The 12,880-nt window shown below is 35.2% G+C and carries 8 protein-coding genes; all 8 read left to right on the top strand.

The annotated features are described in order from the left end of the window. Positions 1-28: 28 nt before the first annotated feature. The 8 genes from hrcA to recJ all read left to right on the top strand — a co-directional run bounded on the left by hrcA (position 29) and on the right by recJ (position 12,871). Positions 29-1,078: a heat-inducible transcriptional repressor HrcA gene (gene hrcA / locus JF75_RS05685; protein WP_046332222.1), complete on the top strand. Its 1,050-nt coding sequence runs from the start codon at positions 29-31 to the stop codon at positions 1,076-1,078. 12 nt (positions 1,079-1,090) lie between these two features. Continuing rightward, positions 1,091-1,678: a nucleotide exchange factor GrpE gene (gene grpE / locus JF75_RS05680; protein WP_046332221.1), complete on the top strand. Its 588-nt coding sequence runs from the start codon at positions 1,091-1,093 to the stop codon at positions 1,676-1,678. An 18-nt stretch (positions 1,679-1,696) separates the two neighbouring features. Next, positions 1,697-3,559, top strand: a complete 1,863-nt coding sequence (gene dnaK / locus JF75_RS05675; RefSeq protein ID WP_046332220.1) for a molecular chaperone DnaK — start codon at positions 1,697-1,699, stop codon at positions 3,557-3,559. A gap of 78 nt (positions 3,560-3,637) precedes the next feature. Continuing rightward, positions 3,638-4,780: a molecular chaperone DnaJ gene (dnaJ, locus tag JF75_RS05670; RefSeq protein ID WP_046332219.1), complete on the top strand. Its 1,143-nt coding sequence runs from the start codon at positions 3,638-3,640 to the stop codon at positions 4,778-4,780. A gap of 591 nt (positions 4,781-5,371) precedes the next feature. Next, positions 5,372-6,973, top strand: a complete 1,602-nt coding sequence (locus JF75_RS05665; protein WP_046332218.1) for an ATP-binding cassette domain-containing protein — start codon at positions 5,372-5,374, stop codon at positions 6,971-6,973. After that, on the top strand, positions 6,963-8,549 hold the full coding sequence (locus tag JF75_RS05660) for an ATP-binding cassette domain-containing protein (RefSeq protein ID WP_046332217.1): 1,587 nt from the start codon (positions 6,963-6,965) through the stop codon (positions 8,547-8,549). The genes JF75_RS05665 and JF75_RS05660 overlap by 11 nt, the downstream gene beginning before the upstream one ends. Positions 8,550-8,722: 173 nt before the next feature. Then, positions 8,723-10,561: a translation elongation factor 4 gene (gene lepA, locus JF75_RS05655; RefSeq protein WP_046332216.1), complete on the top strand. Its 1,839-nt coding sequence runs from the start codon at positions 8,723-8,725 to the stop codon at positions 10,559-10,561. A gap of 33 nt (positions 10,562-10,594) precedes the next feature. Continuing rightward, positions 10,595-12,871 carry a single-stranded-DNA-specific exonuclease RecJ gene (recJ, locus tag JF75_RS05650; protein WP_046332950.1) on the top strand — a complete coding sequence of 759 codons (2,277 nt, stop codon included), beginning with the start codon at positions 10,595-10,597 and terminating at the stop codon, positions 12,869-12,871. Positions 12,872-12,880: the final 9 nt, after the last annotated feature.

The raw sequence follows: 12,880 nt of genomic DNA, 5'->3' as shown, positions 1-12,880 counted from the left end.
TTGAGTGCTAAAAGTGAGGGCGATATTTATGTTGACCGAACGTCAAGAATTAATTTTAAAAACTATTATCAATGATTTTACGCAGACACATGATCCTGTTGGCTCTAAAACAGTCATGAATCAGTTGCCTATCAAAGTTTCAAGTGCAACTATTCGTAACGAAATGGCGATTTTAGAAGATAAGGGTTTAATTGAAAAAACTCATTTGTCAAGTGGACGTGTACCTTCAAGTGAAGGCTACCGTTACTATCTTGACAATTTAGTTGAACCTTTGCAAATTTCATCTTCTGTTTACAAGAAAATCATTAATCAGCTTGATCAGCCGTTTCATCAAGTAAATGACATCGTACAGGAAGCGGTTAAAATTTTGTCTGACTTAACAAATTACACTGCATTTGCGGAGGGACCTGAAAATAGTGATTTAACTATCACAGGCTTTCGTATTGTGCCTCTATTTAGCAGACAAATTATGGCCATTCTGGGTACTAGTGATGGTGATGTTCATGACCAGGTTTATAATTTACCAAATAATATTCATGGTGATGACATTGAACGTGCCGTACGTATGATTAACGATGAGCTAGTAGGGAAGACCTTAGATCAAGTTACACCGGGTTTTCTCAAAAAGACTCTAGGAAAAAAGCTAAAAGCTGCTCATGTTTCTGAATTAATAGATTTAGTTGAAGATGTGATTAGTGATGCTGCCAGCGAGCAAATGTATGTCGATGGTCAGATTAATTTGCTAAATAACATTTCTTTAAGTGATGTTTCCAATTTGCGGTCATTATATGAAATGATTGAACATAATGATCTGATGTCCAGACTTTTGGATCGCGAGCAAAATTCTAAAAGTGATCGTTATCCTGTTCGGGTTAGCTTAGGATCTGAACTGTCCAATGATCTGTTAAAGGATTATAGTCTGCTTACGGCAGAGTACAGTGTTGGTACCCACGGAAAAGGTATAATTGCTTTACTTGGCCCTGATAATATGCCGTATTCTCAAGTCATAGGATTACTTGAATATTTTAGAAACGAGCTGTCTAAAAAGCTGCTTGATTATTATGGTAGATTCAAATAAAGGAGGTTAGCCGTGAGTAAAGAAGAAAATAATAGTAAAAATTCAAAAAAAGAGCAAAAAGAAACAACTGAATCAAAGGGAGCTAAAAAGGATTCTCAAGATAAGGCTAACGAAAAAAAGAAACCCGAATCTTTGGAAAGTAAATTACAGCACAATTTGACTCAGTTGCAAAAAGAAAAAGATGATCTTGAAGATAAGTTTTTGCGCAGCCAAGCGGAAATGCAAAATATGCAAAATCGTTATAATAACGAGAGAGCACAACTTATTAAATATGAATCACAGTCTTTGGCTAAAGATGTTCTGCCAGCAATGGACAATTTAGAAAGAGCTTTAGCTACCAAAGTTGATGACGAAGCATCAAAGCAACTTAAAAAGGGTGTACAAATGACCCTTGATTCACTGGTTAAAGCGATGAAAGATCACGGAATCAGTGAAATTACAGCTGAAGGTGTAAAATTTGATCCTAATTTACATCAGGCTGTTCAAACCGTTGCGGCTGAAAATGATGATCAAAAAGATCATGTTGTGCGAGTTTTGCAAAAAGGTTATTTATACAAAGATCGTACTTTAAGACCAGCAATGGTTGTTGTAGCACAATAATTGAAAGGAAGCATATCAATGTCAAAAGTTATCGGAATTGACCTCGGAACTACCAACTCAGCGGTTGCTGTTCTTGAGGGTAAGGAACCAAAAATTATTACTAACCCAGAAGGAAATCGGACAACTCCTTCAGTTGTAGCTTTTAAGGATGGAGAAATTCAAGTCGGTGAAGTTGCTAAGAGACAAGCAATTACTAATCCTAATACTATTTCTTCAATTAAGCGCCACATGGGTGAAGCTGATTATAAGGTTAAGATTGGAGATAAAGCATACACACCTCAAGAAATTTCCGCTATGATTTTGCAATATATCAAGAAATTCTCCGAGGATTATTTAGGCGAAAAAGTAACAGAAGCCGTGATTACAGTTCCTGCATACTTTAATGACGCCCAACGTCAAGCTACTAAGGATGCTGGTAAAATTGCTGGCCTTGATGTTAAGAGAATCATTAACGAACCTACTGCATCTTCACTTGCTTACGGTCTTGACAAAGATGCTGAAGACGAAAAAGTTTTAGTTTACGACCTTGGTGGTGGTACTTTTGATGTTTCCGTTTTGCAATTAGGTGACGGAGTCTTTCAAGTACTTTCAACTAATGGTGATACTCACCTTGGTGGTGACGATTTCGATAACAAGATTATTGATTGGTTGATTAAGAACTTTAAAGATGAAAACGGTGTTGACCTTTCTAAAGATAAAATGGCTTTACAAAGGTTAAAGGATGCTGCTGAAAAGGCTAAGAAAGATCTTTCTGGTGTATCTTCGACTCATATTTCATTACCATTCATTTCTGCTGGTGAATCCGGTCCATTACACCTAGAAGCAGACTTAACTAGGGCAAAATTTGATGAATTAACTTCTGACTTAGTTGAAAAGACTAAGATTCCGTTTGATAATGCGTTAAAAGATGCTGAATTAACAGTTAATGATATTGACAAGGTTATTTTAAACGGTGGTTCCACTCGTATTCCTGCTGTGCAAGATGCCGTTAAGAAATGGGCTGGTAAAGAGCCTGATCACTCAATTAACCCAGACGAAGCTGTTGCTTTAGGTGCTGCTATCCAAGGTGGTGTCATTTCTGGTGACGTTAAGGACGTTGTTTTACTTGATGTTACTCCACTTTCTCTAGGTATTGAAACTATGGGTGGTGTATTCACCAAGTTAATTGAAAAGAATACGACAATCCCGACATCCAAGAGTCAAATCTTTTCTACTGCTGCCGACAATCAACCTGCTGTTGACGTACACGTTTTGCAAGGGGAGCGCCCAATGGCTGCTGATGACAAGACTTTAGGTCGTTTCGAATTAACTGATATTCCTGCAGCTCCCCGTGGCGTGCCACAAATTCAAGTTACTTTTGATATTGACAAGAACGGTATCGTTAATGTTTCTGCTAAAGATATGGGTACCGGTAAAGAACAAAAGATTACTATCAAGAGTTCATCCGGTCTATCTGATGAAGAAATTAAGAAGATGCAAAAAGAAGCTGAAGAACATGCTGAAGAGGATAAGAAGAAGAAAGAAGAAGTTGACCTTCGTAATGAAGTCGACCAATTAATCTTCTCAACAGAAAAGACTTTGAAGGATGTCAAAGGCAAGGTATCTGATGACGACACTAAGAAAGTACAAGATGCACTTGATGCTTTGAAGAAGGCACAAAAAGACAACAATTTGGATGAAATGAAGTCTAAGAAGGATGAATTATCCAAAGTTGCTCAAGACCTAGCAGTCAAATTGTACCAAGCTAATGGTGGGGCTCAAGGTGCACAAGGACAGGCTGGACCTCAGTCAGGACCACAAAATCCTGGATCCCAAGATGGTAATTCAGGTAGTGGTTCCGCAGGTGAAGGCGAGTTTCATAAGGTAGACCCAGATAAGTAAAGGGTTTATAATTGAATAAATTAGAAAAGAACTGCCAAATAGTAGTTCTTTTCTTTTGTAAAGTTAAGGAGCTTATAGATGGCACAAGAAGATTACTATAGCGTTCTTGGTGTTGATCGCAATGCCAGTGATAAGGAAATTACCTCTGCTTATCGTAAACTTGCCAAAAAATACCACCCTGATTTAAACCATGAACCGGGTGCTGAGGAAAAGTATAAGAAGGTTAATGAAGCTTACGAAGTTTTGCATGACAAGCAAAAGAAAGCACAATATGATCAGTTTGGATCGGCCGGGGTTAATGGTCAAGGTGGCTTTGGTGGTGCAGGTCAAGGATATAGTGATTTTGGTGGCTTTGGTGATTTTGGAGATATTTTTAATGATTTCTTCGGTGGTGCAACAGGAGCTAATCAGCGCCGCGCCAACCCGACAGCACCAACTCGTGGTGAAGACTTAGACTATACTTTGTCCATTGACTTCATGGATGCTATTACCGGCAAAAAGACGCAAGTTTCTTACACTAGGAGCGAAACTTGTCCGACATGTAAAGGTAACGGGGCAGAAAAAGGCACACACCCGATAACTTGTGATAAATGTAATGGTACTGGTTATATGACCATCACCCAAAAATCTATGTTGGGAGTTATTCGTCGTCAGACAGTTTGTGATAAATGTCACGGTAAAGGTGTAATTATTGAGCATCCTTGCCAAACTTGTCATGGCAAAGGCGTAATTGATAATAAAAATACCATTGAAGTTAATATTCCTGCCGGAATAGATAATGGACAACAATTACGTTATGAAGGCCAGGGAGAAGCGGGTAAAAATGGTGGTCCTTATGGTGACCTTTATATCAGTTATCGTATTAAGCCATCAAAAGATTTCGAACGCAAAGGTACTACTATTTATACTACTGTTCCAATCTCGTTTGCCCAGGCAACTTTAGGCGATGAAATTAATGTTAAAACCGTACATGGAGAAAAGAAATTAAAAATTCCTGCTGGTACACAGCCTAATAAAGAATTTACTTTGCGTGGCGAAGGTGTTCCATATTTGCGTGGCAATGGTAAAGGTGATCAAATAACCACTGTTCAAGTACAGATTCCAAAGTCAATCAATGAAAAGCAGAAACAGGCTTTGGTTGATTTTGTCAAAGCCGGTGGTGGGTCAATAACACCACAGGAAAAAGGATTCTTTGAGAGATTAAAAGAAAAATTGCAGTAAAATTTAATGTTTTATTCACCCTAAATGATTGTCTTCTAAAATAGAGAAATATGAAAAAGGGAGAAATATGATGTTGAGTTGCCCAAAAGGTTATAAATACTGGTGTAAAAATGGATCTGACTTGACTATTAAACCTGACGCACCTTGTTGGGTAAAAAAAGAATTCAAAAATTATATTAGGCTTTTTAAAGAGAATGGCAAGCCAGATAAAAATGGCATTATAAGATATTATTAGTATTAATTGAAAGTTTAACTAAAGGACTAATTCTTCAAATTTGATGGGATTAGACCTTTAAGTTCGGGAAAATGATTTTTTGTGGGACTAATTGAATATTTAGTGTCATCAATTACCAAAGTCTAGTTATAAAGAATAAATAATACCAAGACAAAGAAGAAAATGTATATGAAAAGACACTGAGCAGTATAGTGATGTGACCCCCAAATTTGTCCTAAATTTGGGGGTCATATCATAGCTCAATGCCTTTTTTTCTTGGTCTTGAAATAGTTTTTTCTGATTTAATTGATTTTAAATTTTTACGCGCTATAATGTAATAAATATTTAATAATTTGTTAATAATATGGGCAATAAAAATGAAATTAAGTAGCTTAATAAAAGCAAATGTTTTAAATTCAATTTTGATCGTATTTTTAGTGGTAATTTATGGCTGTGGTTCTGCCTTCAGCTCATACGTTATTAAGTTTGCTTATAATAGTCTGAATAAAAGTCATTTCACTCAGTTTCTGTACTTTATTTTACTTAGTCTAATCACAGGATTAGTGGCCTTTATAATTAATTCTGTGGCAACGTGGCTATACAGTAGGCAACTGCAACAATATATTGGCTTGATCAGAAAAAAGCTGGTTAAGCATTATTTCCATAGTGAATCTGATTCTACAGAAGCAATGATAAATAATTTAAATAATAATTTGCAGTTATTAACCGATCAATATGGTAATCAGGTTTTGCGTATACTTAGCTCCCTTTTTGTAATGGTTACTTCGACCATTGCTTTAGTCATGTTTCATTGGTCAATAGCTGTATTAGTGATTTGTTTGGTCTTTGTCACTTTATTGATACCAAAATTAACACGTAAAGCTGCTAATAAAGCGACTAGAAAAATTTCTGAGCAAAATAAAAAATATTTAAACACAATTTTTCAGTGGTTTAATGGTCTGGCTGAATTAAGACGATATTTGGCATTTGATGCCTTCAATCATTATTTGACAAAAAAGGGAGCAGATTTGGAGCAGACTTATGTTGACAGGCAAAAAGTCATGGGACAAGCGCAGTTTATTAATGGCTGCGCAAATTCTTTTTCTCAAGTAGCTGTGACATTTCTAGCAACAATTTTATTTTTCGCTAAAATTGTTTCTTTCGGTACTATTATTGCTGCAGGAACTTTTGCATCTAGTATTTTTAATGCAGCGTTGACTATTACTACGGCATTAACAAGAATGCAGTCAACTAAAAATATTAACCAACAACTAAATAAATTGCAAAGAGATATACCGGTCGAATGCTCAAATGAAACAAATTTTTCTACAATTAAAACTAGAAGTTTAAAGTATAAATATCCTAATAACAGAGAAATTTCTTATCCTGACATAACTATAAGAAGGGGAGAGAAGATTCTATTGCAGGGCAGAAGCGGTTCTGGTAAATCGACTCTGTTTAAGCTACTTTTGGGTAAGTTAAAGCCCACTAGTGGGGAAATATGTTTTTGTGATAAGAAAGGAAACAAGGTTAAAGTTAGTTGCAGTCAAATAAGTTATCTAGCGCAAGACAATTTTCTATTTCCAGCATCTATCAAGGAAAATATTACCATGTTCAATAGTAAATTAGATAAAGCTGTTGAAAGATATGTAAAATCAGTTCAATTGGAGTCAGATTTGGCTGCCTTTCCCGCTGGCCTAGAAACGCTGGCTGATGTTGACAAAAATAATCTTTCCGGTGGTCAAAGACAAAAGATTGTTTTAGCACGTAACGAGATCCAAAATAAGCCCGTAATTTTAGCGGATGAGTCTACTAGTGCCATTGATGAGAATGCAACAAACAAAATAATTAGTAATCTTTTGAATAGTGATCAAACTATTATAGTTATTGCTCATAATCTTACTAAAGATACTAAAAAATTGTTTGATAGAGTGATAAATATTGACCCTAATCGAGGTGAAGCTAATTATGACGTTTAAAGGATTGTATTCAACTAATAAAGTTAGAATGATAATCATTTTACTACTAGAATTTATTACTTCTGGCTTAGTTATTGGTACAAGTTATATCAGTACGTATATCTTTTCTTTCATTCGCAAAAGAATGATAAATGAGTTTCTTTTGTTTTGCCTAATCGTGTTACTTTTATATTTTGCTAGTTATTTAGGCATGAATTTGTGTCAGTATTTAATTGAAAAACAAATTCAACAATATAATCATCAAGTAAGAGCAGAAATTATTGCCCATTTCTTTAATGATTACGCTCACCACAGTCCAAATAAAGTACAAAACATACTCACAAATGATCTTAACTTAATTAAATCCTCTTCTTTGAGCATTTATACTGATATTCCGTATTATGCTGCGCAAATTCTTTTTGTTATCTTAGTCCTCTGGTCATTTCATTGGAGCTTGTTAATAATAGTATTATTTTTAGGCAGCTTAAATTTGTTGCTCCCGCGCCTTTTACGAAAACCCTTGCGAAAAGCTGTTCGAAATTTATCTTCAGCTAACGCGTCATATTTAAAAACTGCAGAAAATTGGTTGGATGGATTAACTGACTTGCAAAATTTTATGGCTGGAAAAAAACTTTCAATTGTAATGGCAAAAGCCTCGAAAAAACTGGAAAAAGCAAATATTAACCGCACAAAGACTATGCAATTCTTATCAGTTTTGAATAAAGCAAGTTCAGTTTTGTTAAATTTCTTTCTATTGATTGGCACTGCTCTGTTAATTACACAGAAAATTATTCCTTTTGGCGTGATCGTTACCGTTGAAAATTTTAGTGCAAATTTATTAGAAGCATTACAGAGTCTTACAAATGAAGTTAGACAAATTTCTTCTGCTGGTCAATTAAATCAGAAAATTGCCAAAGATCGTGTTCCAGTGACTGATGTAACAGAGGGTATAGAGCCTATAAGTTTGCAGACCCACAACTTAAGCTATATTTTTTCTAACGGTCAAAAACTAACTTTTCCAGATATCACTATTAAACCACATGAAAAAGTTTTATTAATTGGTGATTCTGGTAGTGGCAAGACTACTTTCTTTAAATTGCTTTTGGGTATATTGAAACCTGCAACTGGTGCGGTGAATTTTTTTGATCAGAATAAAACCAAGCTTAATCCGCAAAACTTAAAGTTAGGTTATATTCCTCAATTTCCCGTTTTGTTTCCCGTAAGTATCAAGGACAATATAACAATGTTTAATAAAGATCTAGAAGAAAATCTAAACCAAGTAATTAAAAATACCTGTTTTAATCAGGACCTTAATAAATTTGCTGCAAAAGAAGAGACAATTATTAACTTAAATAATTTGAATGTGTCTGGGGGACAAAGGCAAAAAATAGTTTTAGCTCGGTCAGAGATTCACGAAAATCAATTTTTGTTAATTGACGAAGGTACTTCGGCAATAGATGAAGAAAATAGTGCGGTAATAATTAACAATATTCTTAATAGTCCTGTTACGGTATTTATGATAGCGCACAATTTGAATCAGAAGATTCAAAATAAGTTTGACAAAACGATTTATTTAAATAAAGGAGATAGGTTTTAAATATAATTTACAAATAAAATTAGTACAAAAATCCCCAAATTTTTTATCAAATAGAAAAACAAATCTAATTAATAAAATAGTTTTGACTACCTCTACTTTTTACTTAATTGCTTTTAACTGTTTCATTTACTTTGTTATAATAGTAAAGATAGAGTAAAGGGTGCAAATTATTTATGGACATAACAAAATTACAAGATTACCAAAAACATATTCGCAATTTTTCCATTGTAGCTCATATTGATCATGGTAAGTCTACGATTGCCGATCGCATTTTAGAATTGACTGATACGGTATCTGAACGACAACTAAAAAATCAGATGTTAGACGATATGCCGCTGGAACGCCAACGGGGCATCACCATCAAGATGAACTCAGTAGAAATTAAATATCATGCTCAAGATGGCGAAGACTACATTTTTCATCTAATTGATACACCAGGACACGTGGATTTTTCTTATGAAGTTTCCCGTTCCTTAGCGGCTTGTGAAGGTGCACTGTTAGTTGTAGATGCTTCGCAAGGTGTGCAAGCCCAAACTTTGGCAAATACATACTTAGCAATTGATGATGATTTGGAAATAATGCCTGTAATTAACAAGATTGATTTGCCATCCGCTAATCCGGAGCAAGCTAAAGAAGAAATTACAGAAATGTTGGGATTAGATGCTTCCGACGCTGTTGAAGTTTCCGGTAAAACTGGTCAAGGAATTAAAGAATTGCTTGAACGCATAGTTAAAGATATCCCAGCTCCTAATGGAGATCTCCAAGCACCGTTAAAAGCGTTGATTTTTGATTCAAAATATGATGACTATCGCGGTGTTGTCCTATCTGTACGGATTGAAGAGGGTACAGTTAAACCCGGTGATAAAATAAAAATTATGAATACGGGTAAGGAATATGAAGTTACTGAAGTTGGGGTTTCTAGTCCACATCCGGTTAAAAAAGATATTTTGATTGCTGGGGATGTTGGCTATCTGACAGCAAATATCAAGTCTGTTCGTGAAACTCGTGTTGGTGATACCATTACTTCTGCTGAAAATCCGACAGCTGAACCACTTCCTGGTTATCGCCAAATACCACCAATGGTATATTCTGGTATGTATCCTGTTGATAATTCCAAATATGACGATCTTAAGGAAGCTTTGCAAAAACTGCAGCTAAATGATGCTGCTCTGGAATTTGAACCTGAAACTTCGACCGCTCTTGGATTTGGATTTCGTTGCGGTTTTTTAGGCTTGCTTCATATGGATGTTGTACAAGAAAGACTAGAGCAGGAATTTGATTTAGACTTAATTATGACCGCTCCTTCTGTTGATTATCATGCCATTATGAATGATGGTACAACAAAGGTAATTGATAATCCTTCTGATTTACCGTCTGCAGGTGAATATAAAGAAGTGCAAGAACCTTTCGTCAAGGCTGAAGTAATGGTTCCGAATGATTTTGTCGGTCCTGTAATGGAATTATGTCAACGCAAACGTGGCGAGTTTGTGACAATGGACTATTTAGACAAATATCGGGTTAACGTAATTTACAATATGCCGCTAGCTGAAATTATTTATGATTTTTTTGATGATTTAAAATCTTCTACTAAAGGTTATGCCTCACTTGATTATGAAATTACGGGCTATCGGGCAACTGATTTAGTTAAAATTGATATTTTGTTGAATAAACAAGTGGTTGATGCTCTTAGTTTCATTGCTCACCGTGATGAAGCTCAAAATAGAGCGCGACAAATGACCTCAATGCTTAAGAAGTTAATTCCTAGACAAAACTTTGAAGTTGATATTCAAGGAGCAATTGGAGCAAAAATAATTTCGCGAGCAACTGTAAAGCCTTACCGCAAAGACGTCACTTGGAAAATTCATACGGGTGATCCAGATCGAAGGGCAAAGCTTCTCGAAAAACAAAAGAGAGGTAAAAAGCGGATGAAAGCAGTAGGTCATGTTGAAATTCCTCAAGACGCATTTATGGCTGTTTTAAAAATGAATGATGATGACTTGAACTCGAAATAAGAAAGAATTACAAAAAGGCAAAATTAATTAATGATTGAATGGCATGAGCGCAAAAATGAAGAATTAGCTCCAAAATTGATTGAAAAGTACCAGCTTAGTCCGCTTACGGCTAAGCTGCTTTCTTTGCGTGGAATAAATACTGCAGAGAAAATTAACTTTTGGTTTAATGCGACTGAAGATGACTTGGCAGACCCTTACTTAATGCACGATATGAAAAAAGCTGTTGACAGGATTAACCAGGCAATTGATGCAGGGGAAAGAATAACTATTTATGGTGACTATGATGCAGATGGTATCACTGCGACAAGTATCATGATGGAAACACTTGGGATATTGGGCGCAGACGTTAATTTTTTCATACCCGATCGTTTCCGTGATGGTTATGGTCCCAATCTAGATGAGTATAAGCGCATAGTAGCAGAAGGTACAAAATTAATTATAACTGTTGATAATGGCATTACAGGAGTTGAAGAAGTAGCCTACGCTAAGAGCATGGGCGTAGATACAATAATTACCGATCATCATAAATTTCAAGACAAAGTGCCTGAAAGCTATGCGTTGGTTCATTGTAACTACCCTGGCCAAGATTATCCGTTTGATGACTACTGTGGTGCTGGAGTAGCCTATACTATTTGCCGAGCTTTAATGCAAGATTCTATGCCAGAATTATTGGAACTGGCAATGATTGGAACCATTGGAGATATGGTTAAGGTTTCAGGAGAAGGTCATATTATCGTTAAACGCGGTTTAAAAATGCTTAATGAGACTGAGCGGCCGGGACTAAGAGCTTTAATAAAAAAAGCAGGTTTACAATTAGGACATATTGATGAAACCGATGTTGGCTTTAACATTGCACCAAGATTGAATGCTGTAGGCAGACTGGATAATGCGAGTTTAGCCGTTGACTTACTATTATGTGAGACTGACGAAGAAGCTGAAAAAATAGCAGATAAGATTGAAGGTCTAAACGATGAACGTAAGAATTTAACGGCTGAAGTTTATCAATCCTGTATTAATCAGATTAAAAATAATGGTTGGCAAAGAGCTAAGACTTTAGTTTTATATAATCCAAAATTCAATGAAGGGGTTTTAGGATTAGTTGCAAATAAATTGGTTGAGAAAACTCATAAACCGACTATAGTATTGACCAAGAATGAAGAGGGAATTATCAAAGGTTCGGGAAGGTCTGTAGATGGTTTTAATCTTTTTAACGCCTTAGAGCTTTTAAAGGATAAACTTTTTCTTAAATTCGGTGGTCACGATTTTGCGTGTGGCTTGTCTATGACCGAAAGCAAAATTTCCTCTTTACGCAAATCATTTGAAGATAGTTTTACGGGTACTTTTAATCAAAATATTCGTTATTATGATTGTGAACTACCTTTTTCTCATCTTGATTTGCAAATTATAGCTGATATCAAACAGGTTGGTCCTTTTGGCACTGATAATGTCAAACCCATTTTTAGCATTACTCATCCAAAAATTAACAGCTGTTTTTACATGGGTAAAGATAAAAATCATATCAAATTAAGCATTAGTAAAGACCATAATAAAGTTGATGTTGTAGGATTTAATAAGAAGTTCCTTACAAAAATTCTTTTGCCTTACATAGATCAGCTATTCATAGAGCTACAGGAAAATTGTTTTCGTAATCAAATAAAATTGCAAGGCATTATAAAGGGAATCATTTTTGCTGCACCAAAATTAGCAGTTCCTGAACCAGTTGTTGATTTGCGCAATGAAAAATATGTGATGGGTTTTGCAGACAGATATTTGTTATTTGATAAAAGAAATAAAAATTATGCTTCTAGTCTGTTTGATATTGATCCTACAAAAATTACATTGGTAAATGATTATGACAATGAAGGTGAAGTTGCAGTCTTTCTAGATGTCCCTCACAATCAAAAAGAATTGAATTTTGCGTTGAACAATAGTTACGAACAACTTTATTTACACTTTCTTATGGATCAACTGCCAGTACAACATTTGCCGCTAAAATCTGATTTTGAAATCTTGTTAAAATATATATATTCTCACCCTGGTCTGACACTGCAAGATTACCGCAAGGTCGGTAAATTTATAAAATTAAGTTACGATAACATTCTCTTTATTTTGCGAGTATTCTTTGAACTGAACTTTATTCAGTTAGAAGATGATAAAATATTTGGCGTTAATAATCCTGTCAAAAATAAACTAACAAATTCGAAATATTTTCAAGCTACCAAGTCACAGATTTCTTTTGTAAACGAATTACGGCAAATGCCGAGTCAAAAATTACTAATGTACGTGAATGGGCAATTAAAGCAACATTAATTTTTCTTG

Origin of the sequence: Lactobacillus kimbladii, assembly GCF_000970755.1 — a bacterium.
In the GTDB taxonomy this organism is placed as follows: Bacteria; Bacillota; Bacilli; order Lactobacillales; family Lactobacillaceae; genus Lactobacillus; species Lactobacillus kimbladii.
The sequence above is the reverse complement of the archived record's forward strand: the minus strand, read 5'-3'. Positions and strand labels throughout refer to the sequence as shown.

What these genes read in the sequence shown, in the direction of transcription:
- hrcA (WP_046332222.1), top strand. Translation starts at nt 29, where the DNA reads ATGTTGACCGAACGTCAAGAATTAATTTTAAAAACTATTATCAATGAT.
- dnaK (WP_046332220.1), top strand. Translation starts at nt 1,697, where the DNA reads ATGTCAAAAGTTATCGGAATTGACCTCGGAACTACCAACTCAGCGGTT.
- dnaJ (WP_046332219.1), top strand. Translation starts at nt 3,638, where the DNA reads ATGGCACAAGAAGATTACTATAGCGTTCTTGGTGTTGATCGCAATGCC.
- JF75_RS05665 (WP_046332218.1), top strand. Translation starts at nt 5,372, where the DNA reads ATGAAATTAAGTAGCTTAATAAAAGCAAATGTTTTAAATTCAATTTTG.
- JF75_RS05660 (WP_046332217.1), top strand. Translation starts at nt 6,963, where the DNA reads ATGACGTTTAAAGGATTGTATTCAACTAATAAAGTTAGAATGATAATC.
- lepA (WP_046332216.1), top strand. Translation starts at nt 8,723, where the DNA reads ATGGACATAACAAAATTACAAGATTACCAAAAACATATTCGCAATTTT.